Genomic DNA, 17,754 nt, shown 5'->3' on the forward strand with positions numbered 1-17,754 from the left:
CATAAATATATCCTTAATTTATTTCCACTATCAATTATTTTAGTTCATATGATTGAGCTTTATTTTGATGAATGATAGAAGAGTCTATGGAAATTTTATTTTAGTCAAGAAAATTACAAAAAAGCAACAAAATAAAAACAATTATTCAAGGGCGGAAAAAACTTTATTGTAAAACTGTGATCGCCTTCACATCACTGAAAAACTGTTTATTTACTCCAATAACCTACGTTATCGACCTTCTAAAATTAAACAAATAACAGGGTTATATTTCAATAGGATAGATGATTTGCTAAGTCTTTATTTCGGAATATTATTACAACATTAATTTGTTCAAAATAATAAAATTCGGAAGATTTAACCATATTTTTTTGTTGATATGAATAAAGCAATTTTTCGTGAAACAAGAAATAATCTCTCTGATTTTATCATTCAAGAGGAGAGAAACTATGACAACCGTATCTGCTTTAGGGGCATTGGTGGCATTAGTCGTCGCCATTTTCCTGATTTTGAAAAAAGTTTCGCCCGCTTATGGGATGTTAGTCGGGGCATTAGTCGGCGGCTTGGTTGGTGGTGTGGATTTATCACAAACAGTGAGCTTAATGATCGGCGGCGCACAAGGGATTACGACTGCCGTGATGCGTATTTTGGCAGCCGGTGTGTTAGCCGGTGTATTGATTGAGTCCGGTGCGGCAAATGCCATTGCCGAAACGATCACCAATAAGCTTGGTGAAACTCGTGCGTTATTGGCGTTGGCATTAGCCACTATGATCTTAACCGCAGTAGGGGTATTTGTGGATGTCGCCGTAATTACCGTTTCGCCGATTGCCTTAGCTTTAGCACGTCGCACCGATTTATCCAAGGCTGCGATTTTATTGGCAATGATTGGCGGAGGGAAAGCGGGCAATATTATGTCGCCAAATCCGAATGCGATTGCGGCGGCGGATACTTTTCATTTGCCGCTGACTTCAGTGATGATGGCAGGCATTATTCCGGCAATATTTGGTTTAATGTTTACTTATTTCTTGGCAAAACGACTTATCAATAAAGGTTCTAAAGTGACGGATAAAGAAGTGGTGATGGTTGAAAGTCAAAATCTACCTTCATTTTTAACCGCACTTGTTGCACCGTTGGTGGCGATTTTATTGCTTGCTCTTCGTCCTTTATTTGATATTAAAGTGGATCCGCTTATCGCATTGCCGTTAGGCGGGCTAATCGGTGCGCTTTGTATGGGAAAATTACGTCAGGCGAACAGCTATGCTATCAGTGGTTTGGGAAAAATGGCACCGGTTGCGATTATGTTGCTTGGTACAGGGGCATTAGCAGGTATTATCGCCAATTCCGGTTTGAAAGATGTGTTGATTCAAGGGTTGGAGCATTCCGGTTTGCCTTCCTATATTCTTGCACCGATTTCAGGGGCGTTAATGTCTCTTGCTACCGCTTCCACCACCGCAGGTACGGCAGTTGCCTCTAATGTATTCAGCAGTACCTTATTGGAACTCGGTGTGAGTAGCCTTGCCGGTGCAGCGATGATTCACGCAGGGGCTACCGTGTTTGATCATATGCCTCACGGTTCTTTCTTCCACGCCACCGGCGGCAGTGTGAATATGGAGATAAAAGAACGTTTAAAGCTGATTCCTTACGAAAGTGCGGTAGGTTTAATGATGACCCTCATTTCCACCCTAATTTTCGGTGTATTCAACTTATTTTAAGCATAATAGGAGTACAAAATGAAAATTGTGATTGCCCCCGATTCTTTTAAAGAAAGTTTAACCGCACTTGAAGTGGCAACCGCCATTGAAACAGGCTTTAGACGTGTTTTTCCTAACGCGGAATATGTGAAATTACCTATGGCGGACGGCGGCGAAGGTACCGTTCAATCTTTAGTGGATGCAACCCAAGGTAAAATCGTGGAATGTGAGGTGACCGCACCACTAGGTGAGAAAATCAACAGTTTCTTTGGTTTATCCGGTGATGGTAAAACCGCAATTATCGAAATGGCGGCGGCTTCGGGATTGCATTTGGTTTCACCGGAAAAACGTAATCCGTTACTCACCACCAGTTACGGCACGGGTGAATTAATCAAACAAGCCCTTGATCTTGGCGTAGAAAAACTTATTCTTGGCATTGGCGGTAGCGCAACCAATGACGGTGGCGTGGGGATGTTGCAGGCACTAGGCATACAATTTCTAGATATTCAAGGCAATCAAATTGGCTTTGGTGGCGCAGAATTAGCGAAGATCGAAAAAATTGATTTTCAAAAACTGGACGAACGCTTACAAAATATACAGATTGAAGTAGCTTGCGATGTGAATAATCCTCTTTTTGGCGAGCGTGGTGCCTCTGCCATTTTCGGCCCGCAAAAAGGGGCGACAGCGGAGATGGTACAACAACTTGATTGCGCCTTAGCCCATTTTGCGAAAATTGCCGAACGGGATTGTGGTAAGGATATTGCTAAGCAGGCAGGCGCAGGGGCGGCAGGCGGTATGGGCGGCGGATTATTGTTATTGCCGAATGTGCAACTGAAAGCCGGCGTACAAATTGTATTAGATAATTTACGGCTTACCGATTACGTGCAAGATGCCGATTACGTCATTACCGGCGAAGGGCGAATGGACGCGCAAAGTATTATGGGCAAAACCCCAATTGGCGTGGCACGGACAGCGAAACAATTCAATAAACCGGTGATTGCCATTGTCGGCTGTTTGCGTGAAGACTACGATGTGGTTTATGCCCACGGTATTGATGCCGTTTTCCCGATTATTCGCCAGTTAGGTGATTTGTCCGAGGTTCTCAAGCAGGGTGAACAAAACTTAATTTCTGCCGCGCAGAATGTAGCGAGATTATTGGCGTTGAAGTAAGCGGTTAAACAAAAGTGCGGTGATTTTTAACCGCACTTTTTAGTTCACCCCCTTGGATGAAACCTTTCATGCAAGCGTTTTAACCGCTCTTTCGCAACATGTGTGTAGATTTGCGTGGTAGATAAATCACTATGTCCCAGTAGCATTTGCACCACGCGTAAATCCGCACCATGATTGACTAAATGGGTAGCGAAAGCGTGGCGAAGTATGTGGGGCGAGAGTGCATCCGCATCAATATCGGCAAGCACGGCATAATGTTTAATACGATGCCAAAAAGTTTGGCGGGTCATTTGTCGGGCCCGTTGGCTAGGGAATACAATGTCGGAACTTTGTCCGTTTAATAACACGGGGCGACCGTAAAGCACAAATTGGCGAACCCAATATGCGGCTTCTTCCCCCATTGGCACAATGCGTTCTTTGTTGCCTTTCCCAATTACCCGCACAACACCTTGTTGTACGCTCATATTTTCAATGGTGAGAGAAACCAATTCCGTTACACGCAAACCCGTGGCGTAAAGTAATTCCAACATCGCTTTATCACGCAATTCTAAAGGGATTTCCACATTCGGCGTATTGAGCAAGTCGGTAACTTGTTGTTCGCTTAAATATTTTGGTAGGCGGCTTGGTAATTTGGGTGAACTCAAAATTGCGCTAGGATCATCCGCACGATATTTTTCACGGTATAAGTACTGGAATAATTTTCTCATAGCACTTAATAGCCGTGCAGTACTACTCGCTTTATAGCCTTGCTCGACCCGTTCCCCGAGGAAATGCTGTAAATCCACGGAATCTAAGGTTTCAAGGGAAAGATTATGTTGATCCGACCAATGACAAAGTGCGGTCAGATCCAGCCGATAGGATTGCACGGTATTTTCAGAAAGCCCTTTTTCAATCCAGTATTCGTTAAGGAAGAGATCCACCAATGACAAATTATTCATAATTTCCTTCGTATTTATTTTCGCGCCTTATGTTAGAACAACATGCCGCTTAATTTTGTTTTACCAAAAATGCCTCTAATTTCCGTGGTATCACTAAGAGCGAAAGGGCTGCGATAACGCTCATTAGTAAGAACGTCATGGTTGGCGAAATCGGATAGATTAAGCCGGAGATAGCCGAAAACAGTGCAATAAGTGCGCCATTTGATAAGCCGTTATACAGACCTTGCAATTTTGCAATGTGGTTTTGCGGTTGGGTGGTGATATAGCGCACAATCGCATAATGACAAGCGGCATAAGTGAGGCCATGCGCCAATTGGAGCAGTAAAATTTGCCAAAAAGTGTCGGCGTAAGCCAAGCCTGCCCAACGTAAAATAGATACGATTGCGGAAAGAAAGAAAATTAGACTGACTGCCCAATTTTGGAATAAACAGCGTGAAAAGAAGAATAATAAAATTTCCGCTAATACGCCTACTCCCCAAAGCAGGCTGGTTTGAGAAACGGAAATACCGATGCTTGTCCAATAAATGGTGCTGTACACATAATAGGCGGCGTGAGAGCTTTGAATCAGCCCTACTCCAATCATCACCCGTAACGTGGTTGAATCTTTTAGTAATGTCAAAAAGCCGATTTGAGTCGGCGTATTGTCTATTAGCGTTTCATCTTTTGGCGGAATACTTGGTTTGAGTAGTTGAATAAGGGTATAAAACAGCAAAAGTGCGGTCAAAATCCATACGATATTTTGTTCTCCAACCCAGTCTATTATGCCGCCAAAGACAACTACGCCCAGCACGAAAGCGGCTGAACCGATTAAGCGTACCTTGCCGTAATCCAAGCCGATTTGGCGTTGCCAAGTGGAAGCCAGCGAATCGCCAATCGGCATACCGGCGGAGTTGACCATGGCAAAAAGTCCAATCGCAAAAAACAGTAACCAAAAATTATCGGTAACTAAACTCATGATTGCCATAATCAGAGTGGAACATAAAGCTAATAATCGCAGTGAATTGATAATATGATCGGCTTTTTGGATTAACGAAGAGAAAAATAATCCGCCGATAAAACGGAAAATATAGGCACTACCGATAACAATCCCGATCATTTCTTCGCCGTATTGTTGTGATTTCAACCAAGCGGGAAAGAACGGCAAAAATACGCCATAAGCACAGTAGTAGCCGAGAAAGCTCAGCGCGAGCCAGTAAAAGGGATGAACTTGCATTAGAATAAAGTTTCCATTTCTTGTGAGCGTGCAACACAGGCGAACATTGCTTCCGCCACGGTTTGATTAAATTGCCGCGTATTGAATATTTCCAACGCAGCAGCGGTAGTTCCGCCTTTTGATGTCACATTTTCTCTTAACGTAGCAAGCGTAATTTGTGGGTTTTCCACCACCATTTTTGCCGCGCCAAGCATAGATTGTTGCACCAGTTGGCGGGCGGTGTTTGCATCTATATTCATTTCTATTAATGCCTGTTGCATTGCTTCTAACATTAAAAAGAAATAGGCGGGGCTACTGCCGGATGCGGCGGTTACGGCATGCATTTGGCTTTCGTCTTCAATCCAAACGGTTTTTCCCACTGCCGCCAATAATCTTTCCGCCAAAGAGCGGTCGATTTCAGCGGTATTTTTTGAGGCAAACAGCCCTGCCATTCCCTCACCCACTAATGCCGGCGTGTTTGGCATTACCCGCACAATGGATTTTGTACTAGGAATCAGGGCTTGCAAGCGGGCAGTGGAAATACCCGCGGCAATGGAAATTAATAATTTATCGGAAAAATCAACCGCACTTAGCGATTGACCAACCTCCGCCATAATTTGCGGTTTGACGGCAAGTAAGACAATATCGGCACGAGCGGCGCTTTCCTCATTATTTTCTGCCGTTTGCACACCTAATTTGGCAAAGCTTTCTTGTTTTTCCCGATTAGGATCATTCACAATAATTTGTGTTGCCGGATACCCTTGTTTTAACAACCCGAACACAATAGCCTGGGCCATATTACCACCACCGATAAAGGCGATTAATTTCTGCTGCATCATTTTTTCCTGTCAGTTTATGGGCTACAATGACGCCCATTTTACCTGATTATGAAGGAAGTGTACGATGTGGTTTAAAAATTTAATGACATATAGAATTACAAAGCCCTTAGAATGGGATGTCGAACAATTACAAACACAGCTTGAGGCTTGCCAATTTCATCCTTGCGGTGCACAAGATCAAAGTAAGTTCGGTTGGGGACAGCCGTTGCGCGGATCGGATTTATTATATTTTTTCTCCGCTAAACAGATTTTATTAGTGGCAAAAAAGGAAGAAAAAATCTTACCGGCGAATGTGGTAAAACGTGAGTTGGATGAGCGTATTGAAAGTGTGGAACAAAAAGAAAACCGCAAACTGAAAAAAGTAGAAAAACAAACGTTAAAAGATGATGTGGTGATGAACCTGTTGCCACGGGCGTTCAGTAAAAATCAGCATACGGCGTTATGGATTGATACGGAAAATCAACTTATTCATGTGGATGCGGCATCAAGCAAACGTGCGGAAGATGCGTTGGCATTATTGCGAAAATCCCTTGGTTCCTTGCCTGTTGTTCCTCTGGCTTTTGCGCAGGAACCCAGTACGATTCTGACCCATTGGATCACGCAAGACAGTCTGCCGCACTGGCTCATCGCCCTGGAGGAAGCCGAGCTGCGCGGTAGCCAAGAAGACAGCGTGATTCGTTGTAAAAAACAACCTCTTGAAAACGAGGAAATTCTTGCACTATTGCAAGAGGGGAAAAAAGTAGTCAGCAAATTAGCCTTGGAATGGGAAGATACCCTTACTTTTGTTTTTAGTGAAGATTGCACGATCAAACGCTTGAAATTTGCCGACAACGTACGCGAGAAAAATGAGGATATTTTAAAAGAAGATTTTGCTCAACGGTTTGATGCGGATTTTGTGTTAATGACAGGTATTATCGCCAAATTAACTGAAAATTTATTGGAAGAATTTGGCGGCGAGAAAGCGAGATTATAACGGAAAAGTGCGGTTAAATTTGACCGCACTTTGTTTGATTTTCGGTATTATGCAGTTGTTATACAAAACTGACATTTTAATATGAATGAGATGCTTTGTTTTGACCGCTAAGGGCTTGGAGTTTACGTAAAATGAAGCTTAATACTACGCCGTAAGCCGGTACAAATAGCAAAATACCAATAAATAGTTTGAATAAATAATCCACAAATCCAAGCTGTATCCAATGTTCCGCCATGAAAGTGTCTGTGCTTTGATAAAATGCCACGCCGAAAAATACGAAAGTGTCGGCGAGCGAGCCGAATAGCATTGAGCTGCTCGGCGCGATCCACCATGTTTTAAGTTGTCGTAATTGGTTGAATACCGAAACATCCAATAATTGCCCTACTACATAAGCCAAAAAGCTGGCAAGTGCGATGCGAAAGACAAACATATCGAAGTTTCCTAACGCATCTATACCTTGAAATTGCGAATCGGAAAACAATACGGAGATGACATAACTCACGATTAATGCCGGGATCATCACGATAAAAATAATCCAACGGGCTTCTTTTGCACCGAATATGCGTACGGTGAGATCCGTCGCGAGAAAAATAAAGGGAAAGGTGAGCGTTCCCCAAGTACTGTGAAAAGAGAAATCTTTTGCTGCGCCAAGTGCGGTCAATTTTAGGGTAATTTCAAAGGGGATTTGTACTAAATAATTGCTTGCCGCAATGATTAGAATATGAAAAAAACTTAGCCAAACTAAGGCATGGCGCTTTTGTTGCGCATTAAAAATAGAATGTTGGATTTTCATGTTTTACCTTTTTAATTCAATAGCAATTCGGGGTGAGGGAACCCGAGTTAAAATAAGGGGTTGAATCTTACTCAGATTTAGCGGAATTGCAAGTAAAGATAGAAAATAAGGCAATCAATTTACCAATCCGTTTGCTTGTTACTGGTTTGGCTTATTGTTGCTTTTATCGCAAATGTAAAAATACAGTTGAAAAATAGCCGCACTTTTATATCTATACGGTATTAGGTAACAAACACACAAAACGAATATCTCAATATACCCTAGGGAGGCTATTATTGGGTATCGTACAATTGATACGGAACATCGTATCAATATAGACATTTCCAATCATACTAATTTATGGCTTTATTGATAAAATTTAGGCAGAATGTAGAAAATTTTTATATTCGGAATAAAGGATAAAACGATGACTAAACATTATGACTATATTGCTATTGGTGGTGGCAGCGGCGGTATTGCTTCGATTAATCGTGCGGCGAGCTATGGTAAAAAATGTGCGATTATTGAAGCAAAATATTTAGGCGGAACCTGTGTCAATGTAGGCTGTGTGCCGAAGAAAGTCATGTTTTATGGCGCACAGATCGCAGAAGCCATTAACCATTATGCACCGGATTATGGTTTTGATGTGAATGTGAAAAAATTTGATTTCGACAAACTTATTGAAAGTCGCCAAGCCTATATCGGCCGTATTCATACTTCTTACAATAACGTGTTAGCTAAAAATAACGTTGATGTGATTAACGGATTCGGTAAGTTTGTTGATGCGCATACCATTGAGGTCACCTTTGCAGATGGTTCAACCGAGCGTGTAACGGCGGAACATATCTTAATTGCAACAGGGGGCAGACCGTTTCGGCCTAATTCGGTAAAAGGACAAGAATATGGTATTGATTCGGACGGTTTCTTTGCATTAAAAACATTACCGAAACGTGTTGCGATTATCGGGGCAGGCTATATTGCCGTGGAGATTGCCGGAGTATTGAACAGTCTTGGCTCGGAAACTCATTTGGTGGTACGTCGTCATGCACCAATGCGTAATCAAGATCCGTTAATTGTGGAAACCTTACTTGAGGTGTTGGAACAGGATGGTATTACGCTGCATAAACATACAACGGTTCAGGAAATTGTTAAAAATATTGATGATTCTCTCACGGTAAAATTTGATCACGAACGAAGTGTAACGGTAGATTGTGTCATTTGGGCGGCAGGTCGTGAACCGGCAACGGATCGAATCGGTCTAGAGCTCGCCGGTGTGGAAACCAACGAGCGTGGTTACATTAAAGTCGATAAATATCAAAATACCAATGTGAAAGGCATCTATGCGGTAGGCGATATTATTGAAGGCGGTATCGAATTAACACCGGTTGCGGTTGCGGCAGGTCGCCGTTTATCCGAGCGTTTATTCAATAACAAACCTAACGAGCACTTAGATTACAATCTTGTGCCGACCGTAGTATTCAGCCACCCTCCGATTGGCACGATTGGATTAACCGAATCGCAAGCCGTTGAACAATATGGCGAAGGAAATGTAAAAGTATATAAATCTTCCTTTACCGCGATGTACACCGCAGTTACTCAGCATCGCCAACCTTGTCGAATGAAATTAGTGTGCGTGGGCAAAGATGAAAAAATAGTCGGCTTGCACGGAATCGGTTATGGTGTGGATGAAATGATTCAAGGTTTTGCGGTTGCAATCAAAATGGGTGCAACAAAAGCAGATTTTGATAATACGGTGGCGATCCACCCGACCGGTTCGGAAGAATTTGTTACAATGCGTTAATTTTTTCGAAATAACAAAAAAGTGCGGTTAATTTTAACCGCACTTTTGTTTTGTGATGAATGAAACCGGTTGGCGTAAATCCCACAATTCAACGGGTGTCATAGTGTTCCGTCATCTACCGCTTCTTTCGCTACGCCGATAATTTCTGCCACTTTATCCCCTTCTTTGAAAAAGACAAAACCGCCGTTTTCCATTTTTGTCCAAGATTCATCCTTTGTGAGGGGAAAGGTGGTAATGATGGTGACTTTATCGCCGTCTTTAGCATAATCGTTAAAATCAATAACACCGTCATCATCAATACGACAGGCTTTACCGAAAGGCGCTTTTCGCGTGAGATAATGCAAATTAGTTGCGCAGTGGGCAATCATCCATTCACCGTTAGACAGGATAAAATTGAACGTGCCGTGTGTTGCAAGTTTTTTGGTAATATCTTGAATTGCCTCAAAAATTTGCATTTCCGTCGGTTTTTTACGAAAACGATTTTTTAAATATTCAGCCATGTAACAAAATGCGGCTTCAGAATCGGTTGAACCTATCGGTTGGCAGAAACTCTCGGACATATCCGGTAGATCTTTTAAATTACCGTTATGGGCAAACACCCAATTTTCACCCCAAATTTCGCGAATAAAAGGATGAGTATTTTCAATATTTACCTCGCCTTGGGTAGCTTTACGAATATGTGCAATCACATTGAGTGATTTTATTTGATATTGTTTTACACAATCGGCAATCGGAGAATGGGAGGCTGGGCGATTATCTCGAAAAACCCGTACCCCTAGTCCTTCAAAAAAAGCAATGCCGAAACCATCTGAATGACACCCTGTTAAGCCTGCACGGCGGCGAAAACCTTCAAAAGAAAACACGATATCTGTTGGCGTGTTACAGTTCATGCCAAGCAATTGACACATAAAACCCTTCTAAAATATGACTAAACGAATAACCCTACAAGAGGTGTAGATTTAACACCATTATAGGGTTGATTTCAAGAGAGAGAAGCGGGATTTTTAGACAAAAATATTACATAAAATAGCGTAAAGCTATTTGTACAATTTATGATACATTTTTCTTAGTTCCGGTAGCTCTATGAGCTTTTCTTTGGCTTCATTTAATTTATTCTGTTTCGCCAACTCCGATGCTTCCGTTGCAATATCAATGACTTTTTGTAAACCTTGTTGATAGCCTGAAAATTGTGATGTATCGCCGTTCCATTTCGGTGGCACGGTTGCTTTGGATTTTTCTGCCGCATCAATAAATTTTGCCACGCTGTTTTGAAATTCTTCAACAGAATCGGCACGGTTAGCAAGATTTAAACGTTGCGCCATAATGATCATTTCATCACGAAGATTAATGGATTCTTTTGATGAGGCAAAAGTAGAAATGGCAGTGATGGCAACGGCAATAAAAGTAAAAAGTTTTTTCATCGTATGTTCCAATTTTGTTCCTATATAGAATTGATCATGCTATTTAAAAATCAATATGATAAATAGCGGGACAGATTTTATCCTATCAGTAAAAATGCGGTCAAATTTAACCGCACTTTTCCGTTTTATTTTATCAATGCTTTCCGCAAACGCCCTTGCTCTTTCTCTAACAATGCTTGGGATTCATTTTTATTCAAGCCGCTTAAAATCATCATGATTGCCAATTTTGCGTTTTGTTCGGCAAGAATAAGATTTTTTTCTGCGGTTGTTTCATCACAATCAGTCGCTTGCATAACAATGTGAATAGCGCGGGCTTTAAGTTTTTCATTGCTGGCTTGTACATCCACCATCAGATTTTCATAGCATTTACCGAGCAAAACCATAGATGCCGTGGTTAGCATATTGAGTACTAATTTTTGTGCAGTACCTGATTTTAAACGGCTAGAGCCGGTTAGTATTTCTGCGCCGACAACGGTATCAATGGCAATATCGGCGATTTGAGCCATTACCGAATGAGGATTGCTGGCGATGGAGATCGTTACGGCACCTAATTGTTTGGCATACTTTAATGCGCCTAAAACATAAGGTGTACGCCCGCTGGCGGCAATGCCGACTAAAACATCTTTAGCTGAAAATTTGATTGTGCGTAAATCGTTAATTGCTGCGCTTTGGTTATCTTCAGCACCTTCTACAGGATGGCGAATGGCAAGTTCACCGCCTGCAATAATGCCCCTCACCATCTCATCACTTACACCAAAAGTAGGCGGACATTCAGAGGCATCGAGAACGCCTAAACGTCCGCTTGTGCCGGCGCCTATATATATTAATCTTCCGCCGTGCTGAAATGCGCTTACAATGGCTTCTACCGCTTGGGCAATTTGGGGTAATACCCGTTCAACGGCAAGGGGAATTTGGCGATCCTCGTGGTTCATTAGCGTTACGATTTCTAAGGCGGAAAGCTGATCGATATTCATAGATCGAGGATTACGCTGTTCGGTGATTAGAGTTGAAAGAGTTTGAAGAAGTTGTTCGTTCATGCTTATTCCGATTTAAGTGGGTAGAGTGGAAACTATTGTATTATGTTATTGCATCGTATGGGATAAATCTCTCGTTTACGTATAGCCTGTGGTCTCTTTTTTACTTTTTCAAATTTGACCACGCAACTGCAAGCAGGATAATTGAGCCGCCTATCAGCATCTTTAAGGTGGGAGTTTCGCCAAACAATAACCATGCCAATGCAATGCTATAAACAGGTTCAAGTGAGATAATCATTGAGGCGGTGCGAGCGTTGATGGTGTCAAGACTGGAAATAAAGAGAGTATAAGCCACACTGGTGCATAAAAAACCGACACAGAAGATCCAAAACCAGTCTATGGCCGACACTGCGAATAATTTGTCGCCGGAGAAAGGCAGTAAGAAAATAGCAGCCGCTAAATATTGCCAGAAACTTGCTTGCAAACCTGAAAGTTTACGCATGTTTTTACGGTTGACCACAGCAAGTATGCCATAATCAATCGCAGATAAAATGCCCCAAAGTAACCCTTGTGTATTTTCACTGCTAAAATTAAAATCCGGTGTCACCAAAATTAAACCGATGGTGATGGCTATCAGCAAGATAATATCTTTAGCGTATAATCTTTCTTTGAAAAAAACGGATTCAAACAGGGCGACAAAAGCGGGAAAACTGGCAAAACCCAAAGTGGCTAATGCCACGCCGCCTACTTTTACCGCAACAAAAAAAGTAACCCAATGGATAGCCAGTAATATGCCGGAAAACATCAGCTGCCCAAATTGCCCTTTTGTAATTTTGACAAGCGGTTGTTTTTTGTAAAGGAAATATAAAATTAAAATAGCGGATGCAATTAAAACCCGTCCGAGTACGAGCGTATCCGCTTCGCTAGTGGTTAATGCCCCAAAAATGCCGGATGCGCCAAAAAGCACCGCCGTGCCATGTACTTTTAATAATGCTAAATTGTATTTGTTCATTTAGTTGTACATTGATAAGTGATGACTATATTAGATAAACAAAAAAGCGGCAGTTTATTCTGCCGTTTTTATTTTTTCAGTTTCCCTTTATTTTTTCCGTACTCGGTTAAATTACGGTACAAAATAGTGCGGCACGAAATGGCTATCGTTGCCGGTAACTGCTGTGAAATCTTCACGTAATCCCATTCCGCACGCCACATCACCAATGACCCAAGAACCGATAACGGGATACATACCATCAAAATTTGGCAGCTCAAATTTCTGTTGATAAATATAGCCAGAAGTATCATAGAATGCTGAGTGTTCGCTACCTTTAGCGGCAAATTCTATACCATTATTTTTTTCATAATAGAATAGGTTGGCTCCTTCCCGACCAAGCAGTGGTTTTTTCACCCAAATTGTATTGCGATCGGTAATATCAAATTTGTTGAAATAAGCCGGTAGTAAATTCGGGTGATTCGGATAGCGTTGCCATAATTTTGCGAGTAATGCTTTGTTACTTAATAACATTTTCCAAGCCGGCTCAATGAAATGCGTATTGGCTGTCGGGATATGTTGGGCAAACTCCGCACCGCTTAACCATTCTAAAGGATAGAGTTTAAAAAGCATTTCAATAGTCGTATCGTTTAAATCAACAAACTCTTTGCTGTCTTTGTTATAGCCGACGTCTTCCACTGCAAGCTGGTGAATATTCCAGCCTGCATTATAGGCAACGTCTGCAAGATAGTCTAAATTGCCCCAGTCTTCCCGCCCGGCTTCTTGCATAGCACTGAAATAGAAATCGCTTTTTCCACTTTGTTGTTTGAGAAAGGTGAAATGTTTGAGCAATTCTTCGTGGATCCAATTAAATTGGTCACGGTGCTGTAAGCCTTCAATTTGCTCCAACCATTGCCATTGCACGACAGCGGCTTCTAGTAAAGAAGTCGGCGTATCGGCATTGTATTCAAACATTTTTAAATTTTCACCGTCATACCCAAAGTCAAAGCGTCCGTATAAGTAGGGCGCTTGTTTATGCCATGAATCTTCGATCAACTGCTTTTGTAAATCGGTGAAACGATAATAGGCATAATCGCCTTGCTTGATTTCATCGGTAACAAAATTTAAACACATTGAGTGAAGTTCATTTGTGGTATCTTCAATGCGATCGATCTCGGCCAGTGTAAATTCGTAGGCGACATTATCCGACCAATAGTGAGAACCGTCGCTGGAAGGTAAATTGTAATAATCAAACCCCACATCTAACAGTTGTTGTACCATATCGGGGCGGGTTGGAAAACCGCTTATGCGTTTCATCTTACCCCCCGCTACTACGGTTTGAATTGCTTGGGCTGCTAAAACCGCCGCGTGAAATTGGTTTGCTGTTCATACTCCCCGCTTTGCCTTTTACCAACACAGGCTTACCCACAGAACGATTGGTTTGAGGTTGGATAACTTGTCCACTAGGGGTGGAGACCGCACGATTGCCCGGATGATAGCTAGGTCCTAAAAAATTACTAATAGCGCGAGCCGCCATATAACCCATCACACCGCCGGCAATGGCTGTGCCTAAAGAGGGATCATTACTTTCTGCATTAGCTGTGGTTTCTCCGGTGGCATTATTTTGCTCACCTTGAGTTTGATTGGCATTTTGCCATTCATTGTTATTTGTATTATCGGTATTTTCACCGTTATTACGTAGCCCTAAACCGGAAAGAGAATTGCCGTTTTGTGTTTGCGTATTTTCGGTTGTTTTATCCGCTTCGCATAATTCAATTCTTTTCCAATCGGCAAGGCAGTCGTCAAGGGAATGATACACATCGCGTTGTACTTCTTCCTCCGAACAACCGCCAAGTAAGGCGACAATAGAGAGTGTAACGAGGATTTGATTTTTCTTTTTCATAATAATAACAGTTCGGTTAAGTGATTGATTTCTAAAGTTGGTAGTAAGCTGGCTGTAGTGAAGTCAGCGATCCGATTATCCGATAAATTAATCCACACCGCTTGGCAACCCGCTTGTATTGCCCCCTGTACGTCCGTTGTTAAGTCATCACCCACGTGTAGAATTTCCTGTGGTGAAACGTTGAAATAATCGGCGGTTTGTAGGAATAAATCTTTGTGGGGTTTCGCTCTGCCATGTTCGCCGCCACGCAGAACCAGCTCAAATTGCGATAAACCGATACGTGAAGGATCAACATTACCATTAGTGATAACACTGAGCTTATAGCGATTTTTTAATTCATTTAATATGTGAAATGTTTCTTGCGGTAAATTAATTTGATGACGCCAATGCAGAAATTCATTCATTGCAAGGGATAAAGTGCGGTCAATTTCTACCGCACTTTTGTTTTGTGCATGTAAAAATTGGCGTAATGCTTCTTTTCGCCACTCTGTTACATCTTCGCTTAATAGCGGATTTTCCTGTGCGATACGATCTTTCCAAGCTAACCATTCCGTTTCAAAGGTAGAGCATTGGGTAAGGGTTTGTGTATATTGTACAAACAGTGAAACCGCGCGGCGAATCACATCACGGTTGTGATAAAGCGTGTCGTCCAAATCAAAGCTGATGACTTTGAAAGGGTGTGGATTACGATAAAATTTCATTTATTTGATGGTTTTCACGCCAAGCCATTGCTCGGCTTTTTCGTTAGTGATTTCTTCCCTTGTCCACATACTCATTAAATCCGGTTGTGGATGTTTGCTACTGTTATAACCGACTAAACGGGCAAAATCAAATACTGCGTGCGGATAACCATTGATTAAGAGTAACGCCAAATAACCTGTTTCATCCCAACAAATTTCTAATTTGCGGGCTTCATGACGATTTGAGGTGGAATCCACATTATAAACGTGTAGTACATCAACGATCGGTTGGGCATTTTGGCGCATATCCAACGCATAAAAATAGCCGGTTTCGCCGTCATCTTCAAACATCACCGCAAGGTGATCATACTGGGTTGAATGAGTGCCGACTTGTTTGGCTTGTCCGAGGAAGAGTTCGTCTTCGAGTGTGAGATGTAACATAATTTTTCCTAATCAAATACTGTTGTCCACGACTTACTATGACGTGCTTGAAAACAAAGTTCAACCTGTGCAGGTGTGTTTTTTGCTTCGTTTAAGGGCGGCAGTTCATCTAAAGCGAAATAATCGGATTGCAAGGTTTCACCGTTTGATTGAAATTCACCGCTTAATTGCTCACACATTTCATTGCAGAAAAGATTTTTCACGGTTTTTTTGGGGAGTGCCGTTTTATAACTTAGCATTTCTGCTGAAATGTCGCGTAAATGTTTGTAACGTTCAATATCGTAGATGTTTTTACAATAAGTAAGACTGTTTTGTGCAATGTTTTGGATTTCAATCGCCCAAGTAAGCCAAGGCTCCGTTAGAAGTGAATAAGGGGTATAGTCATAAAAATACCTTAAAAAACACCGCACTTTTGGGAAAAAGTGCGGTGCGATTTCAGTTTAAATCAACCAAGCATTATGCTTGACCTTTCACCGCTTTTAAACCCGGGAATGTCGCCGGTGTGCCGGCACGTTCTAAGGCTTCTTCAATACGGATTAATTGGTTGTATTTCGCTATGCGGTCGGAACGGCTCATTGAACCGGTTTTGATTTGACCTGCCGCTGTACCCACCGCTAAATCAGCGATCGTTGCATCTTCGGTTTCACCTGAGCGGTGAGAAATGACAGCAGTATAACCTGCATCTTTTGCCATTTTAATTGCCGCTAAAGTTTCAGTTAAAGAACCGATTTGGTTGAATTTAATTAAGATAGAGTTGGCAATGCCTTTTTCGATACCTTCTTTTAAGATTTTTGTATTCGTAACAAATAAATCATCGCCGACTAACTGTACTTTGTCGCCCAATACTTTGGTTTGATATGCAAAACCTTCCCAGTCGGATTCATCTTGACCGTCTTCAACAGAAACGATTGGGTACTCTTTAGTTAATTCTTCAAGGTAGTGAGTGAACTCTTGAGAGGTGAATGAACGACCTTCGCCTTTCATTTCATATTTGCCGGTTTCTTTGTTGTAGAACTCGGAAGACGCACAGTCCATCGCTAGGGTAACATCTTTACCTAATACGTAACCGGCTTTTTCTACCGCTTCTTTGATACAAGCCAAAGCGTCTGCGTTAGAGGCAAGATTTGGTGCAAAACCACCTTCATCACCAACTGCCGTACTCATACCTTTTGCTTTTAATACTTTAGCAAGATTATGGAATACTTCCGCACCGATACGAAGTGCTTCACGTAATGTTTTTGCTCCAACCGGTTGGATCATAAACTCTTGGATATCTACGTTGTTATCCGCATGCTCACCACCGTTGATGATGTTCATCATCGGTAATGGCATAGAATATACGCCCGGAGTGCCGTTAAGTTCGGCAATATAAGCATAAAGCGGTAAGCCTTTAGCTGCCGCCGCCGCTTTTGCATTTGCTAAAGAAACCGCTAAGATTGCGTTTGCGCCGAAGTTGGATTTATTGTCCGTGCCGTCTAAATCGATCATGATTTGGTCGATTTCAGCTTGGTTTGAGGCATTTTTACCCACTAATGCTTCAGCAATAGGTCCATTTACTGCCGCAACCGCTTTTAATACACCTTTACCCAGGAAACGTGATTTATCGCCATCGCGTAATTCCAATGCTTCACGTGAACCGGTCGACGCACCTGATGGAGCAGCCGCTAAACCAACGAAACCGCCTTCTAAATGAACTTCGGCTTCAACAGTTGGGTTACCACGTGAGTCAATGATTTCACGTCCAATTACTTTAACGATTTTTGCCATTTTAGTTTTCCTCTTTAAGTTAATAAAAATATGTATTAGACAAGCCTAAACAACTCTCCATGATAAAGCTATTTTAGTGTTTTGTCTCGCAAAAAATGCAATTGCTATGATCTTTATTCGGATGATAAGCGTTGATTTTTCGTTAATTGCCACGCTATATCATCGTTCCCCCTAAACTTATAGGTTCAATATGAAACGGTTTATTAT

Annotated in this window: 18 protein-coding genes; 4 read left to right on the forward strand and 14 right to left on the reverse strand. The window is 41.9% G+C overall.

The features are described from left to right. Nucleotides 1-446 precede the first annotated feature (446 nt). Together BKL51_RS10355 and BKL51_RS10360 are read left to right on the forward strand one after the other, a co-directional pair. Nucleotides 447-1,709: a GntP family permease gene (locus BKL51_RS10355; protein ID WP_077466605.1), complete on the forward strand. Its 1,263-nt coding sequence runs from the start codon at nucleotides 447-449 to the stop codon at nucleotides 1,707-1,709. A gap of 18 nt (nucleotides 1,710-1,727) precedes the next feature. Further along, nucleotides 1,728-2,858: a glycerate kinase gene (locus BKL51_RS10360; RefSeq protein WP_077466606.1), complete on the forward strand. Its 1,131-nt coding sequence runs from the start codon at nucleotides 1,728-1,730 to the stop codon at nucleotides 2,856-2,858. 44 nt (nucleotides 2,859-2,902) lie between these two features. Here BKL51_RS10360 and xerD read toward each other — a convergent pair whose 3' ends face one another. The 3 genes from xerD to proC are packed head-to-tail and all read right to left on the reverse strand — an operon-like array spanning nucleotide 2,903 to nucleotide 5,824. Then, complete coding sequence (gene xerD, locus BKL51_RS10365) at nucleotides 2,903-3,796, reverse strand: site-specific tyrosine recombinase XerD (protein ID WP_077466607.1); 894 nt, start codon at nucleotides 3,794-3,796, stop codon at nucleotides 2,903-2,905. Between the two features lie 49 nt (nucleotides 3,797-3,845). Beyond that, entirely contained in the window at nucleotides 3,846-5,009 is a 1,164-nt protein-coding gene (locus BKL51_RS10370) for a 3-phenylpropionate MFS transporter (protein WP_077466608.1), read from the reverse strand. Continuing rightward, on the reverse strand, nucleotides 5,009-5,824 hold the full coding sequence (proC, locus tag BKL51_RS10375) for a pyrroline-5-carboxylate reductase (protein ID WP_077466609.1): 816 nt from the start codon (nucleotides 5,822-5,824) through the stop codon (nucleotides 5,009-5,011). Before proC ends, BKL51_RS10370 begins: the two co-directional genes overlap by 1 nt. Before the next feature lie 67 nt (nucleotides 5,825-5,891). Here proC and rdgC point away from each other — a divergent pair, with 67 nt between their 5' ends. Then, nucleotides 5,892-6,800, forward strand: a complete 909-nt coding sequence (gene rdgC, locus BKL51_RS10380) for a recombination-associated protein RdgC (RefSeq protein WP_077466610.1) — start codon at nucleotides 5,892-5,894, stop codon at nucleotides 6,798-6,800. 76 nt (nucleotides 6,801-6,876) lie between these two features. On the opposite strand, the gene BKL51_RS10385 is transcribed toward rdgC, so the two are convergent. After that, nucleotides 6,877-7,593 (reverse strand): 7-cyano-7-deazaguanine/7-aminomethyl-7-deazaguanine transporter, encoded by a 717-nt coding sequence (locus BKL51_RS10385; RefSeq protein WP_077466611.1) that lies wholly within the window; start codon nucleotides 7,591-7,593, stop codon nucleotides 6,877-6,879. A 406-nt stretch (nucleotides 7,594-7,999) separates the two neighbouring features. Here BKL51_RS10385 and gorA point away from each other — a divergent pair, with 406 nt between their 5' ends. Continuing rightward, a complete protein-coding gene (gene gorA / locus BKL51_RS10390; RefSeq protein ID WP_077466612.1) occupies nucleotides 8,000-9,373 on the forward strand; it encodes a glutathione-disulfide reductase in 1,374 nt (457 codons plus the stop codon). Between the two features lie 98 nt (nucleotides 9,374-9,471). On the opposite strand, the gene BKL51_RS10395 is transcribed toward gorA, so the two are convergent. From BKL51_RS10395 to eno, 10 genes are all read right to left on the reverse strand, one after another. Continuing rightward, nucleotides 9,472-10,281, reverse strand: a complete 810-nt coding sequence (locus BKL51_RS10395; RefSeq protein WP_077466613.1) for a class II glutamine amidotransferase — start codon at nucleotides 10,279-10,281, stop codon at nucleotides 9,472-9,474. Nucleotides 10,282-10,410: 129 nt separating this feature from the next. Further along, nucleotides 10,411-10,794 carry a cytochrome b562 gene (locus BKL51_RS10400; protein ID WP_077466614.1) on the reverse strand — a complete coding sequence of 128 codons (384 nt, stop codon included), beginning with the start codon at nucleotides 10,792-10,794 and terminating at the stop codon, nucleotides 10,411-10,413. Between the two features lie 125 nt (nucleotides 10,795-10,919). After that, the gene (gene murQ, locus BKL51_RS10405; RefSeq protein ID WP_077466615.1) at nucleotides 10,920-11,831 is read right to left on the reverse strand and encodes an N-acetylmuramic acid 6-phosphate etherase; all 912 of its coding nucleotides are present in this window, start codon (nucleotides 11,829-11,831) and stop codon (nucleotides 10,920-10,922) included. Nucleotides 11,832-11,931: 100 nt separating this feature from the next. Continuing rightward, nucleotides 11,932-12,780 carry a DMT family transporter gene (locus BKL51_RS10410; protein ID WP_077466616.1) on the reverse strand — a complete coding sequence of 283 codons (849 nt, stop codon included), beginning with the start codon at nucleotides 12,778-12,780 and terminating at the stop codon, nucleotides 11,932-11,934. A 111-nt stretch (nucleotides 12,781-12,891) separates the two neighbouring features. Then, the gene (locus tag BKL51_RS10415) at nucleotides 12,892-14,073 is read right to left on the reverse strand and encodes a glutathionylspermidine synthase family protein (protein WP_077466617.1); all 1,182 of its coding nucleotides are present in this window, start codon (nucleotides 14,071-14,073) and stop codon (nucleotides 12,892-12,894) included. 1 nt (nucleotide 14,074) lies between these two features. Then, entirely contained in the window at nucleotides 14,075-14,659 is a 585-nt protein-coding gene (locus BKL51_RS10420) for a hypothetical protein (RefSeq protein WP_077466618.1), read from the reverse strand. After that, the gene (locus tag BKL51_RS10425) at nucleotides 14,656-15,360 is read right to left on the reverse strand and encodes an HAD-IA family hydrolase (protein ID WP_077466619.1); all 705 of its coding nucleotides are present in this window, start codon (nucleotides 15,358-15,360) and stop codon (nucleotides 14,656-14,658) included. Before BKL51_RS10425 ends, BKL51_RS10420 begins: the two co-directional genes overlap by 4 nt. Beyond that, nucleotides 15,361-15,780: a DUF2251 domain-containing protein gene (locus BKL51_RS10430; protein ID WP_077466620.1), complete on the reverse strand. Its 420-nt coding sequence runs from the start codon at nucleotides 15,778-15,780 to the stop codon at nucleotides 15,361-15,363. It abuts the gene before it with no gap. Nucleotides 15,781-15,788: 8 nt separating this feature from the next. Continuing rightward, nucleotides 15,789-16,190, reverse strand: a complete 402-nt coding sequence (locus BKL51_RS10435) for an NUDIX hydrolase N-terminal domain-containing protein (protein ID WP_077466621.1) — start codon at nucleotides 16,188-16,190, stop codon at nucleotides 15,789-15,791. A 46-nt stretch (nucleotides 16,191-16,236) separates the two neighbouring features. Next, nucleotides 16,237-17,547, reverse strand: a complete 1,311-nt coding sequence (gene eno / locus BKL51_RS10440; protein WP_077466622.1) for a phosphopyruvate hydratase — start codon at nucleotides 17,545-17,547, stop codon at nucleotides 16,237-16,239. Between the last annotated feature and the right edge of the window lie 207 nt (nucleotides 17,548-17,754).

This window comes from Rodentibacter sp. Ppn85 (genome assembly GCF_001999335.1).
In the GTDB taxonomy this organism is placed as follows: Bacteria; Pseudomonadota; Gammaproteobacteria; order Enterobacterales; family Pasteurellaceae; genus Rodentibacter.

Bases quoted from the DNA above. Each gene is read 5' to 3' on its own strand.
- BKL51_RS10360 (WP_077466606.1), top strand. From the start codon at position 1,728: ATGAAAATTGTGATTGCCCCCGATTCTTTTAAAGAAAGTTTAACCGCA.
- BKL51_RS10370 (WP_077466608.1), bottom strand. From the start codon at position 5,009: ATGCAAGTTCATCCCTTTTACTGGCTCGCGCTGAGCTTTCTCGGCTAC.
- proC (WP_077466609.1), bottom strand. From the start codon at position 5,824: ATGCAGCAGAAATTAATCGCCTTTATCGGTGGTGGTAATATGGCCCAG.
- BKL51_RS10430 (WP_077466620.1), bottom strand. From the start codon at position 15,780: ATGTTACATCTCACACTCGAAGACGAACTCTTCCTCGGACAAGCCAAA.
- BKL51_RS10395 (WP_077466613.1), bottom strand. From the start codon at position 10,281: ATGTGTCAATTGCTTGGCATGAACTGTAACACGCCAACAGATATCGTG.
- rdgC (WP_077466610.1), top strand. From the start codon at position 5,892: ATGTGGTTTAAAAATTTAATGACATATAGAATTACAAAGCCCTTAGAA.
- xerD (WP_077466607.1), bottom strand. From the start codon at position 3,796: ATGAATAATTTGTCATTGGTGGATCTCTTCCTTAACGAATACTGGATT.
- BKL51_RS10415 (WP_077466617.1), bottom strand. From the start codon at position 14,073: ATGAAACGCATAAGCGGTTTTCCAACCCGCCCCGATATGGTACAACAA.
- BKL51_RS10425 (WP_077466619.1), bottom strand. From the start codon at position 15,360: ATGAAATTTTATCGTAATCCACACCCTTTCAAAGTCATCAGCTTTGAT.
- BKL51_RS10410 (WP_077466616.1), bottom strand. From the start codon at position 12,780: ATGAACAAATACAATTTAGCATTATTAAAAGTACATGGCACGGCGGTG.
- BKL51_RS10355 (WP_077466605.1), top strand. From the start codon at position 447: ATGACAACCGTATCTGCTTTAGGGGCATTGGTGGCATTAGTCGTCGCC.
- gorA (WP_077466612.1), top strand. From the start codon at position 8,000: ATGACTAAACATTATGACTATATTGCTATTGGTGGTGGCAGCGGCGGT.
- eno (WP_077466622.1), bottom strand. From the start codon at position 17,547: ATGGCAAAAATCGTTAAAGTAATTGGACGTGAAATCATTGACTCACGT.
- BKL51_RS10385 (WP_077466611.1), bottom strand. From the start codon at position 7,593: ATGAAAATCCAACATTCTATTTTTAATGCGCAACAAAAGCGCCATGCC.
- BKL51_RS10420 (WP_077466618.1), bottom strand. From the start codon at position 14,659: ATGAAAAAGAAAAATCAAATCCTCGTTACACTCTCTATTGTCGCCTTA.
- BKL51_RS10400 (WP_077466614.1), bottom strand. From the start codon at position 10,794: ATGAAAAAACTTTTTACTTTTATTGCCGTTGCCATCACTGCCATTTCT.
- murQ (WP_077466615.1), bottom strand. From the start codon at position 11,831: ATGAACGAACAACTTCTTCAAACTCTTTCAACTCTAATCACCGAACAG.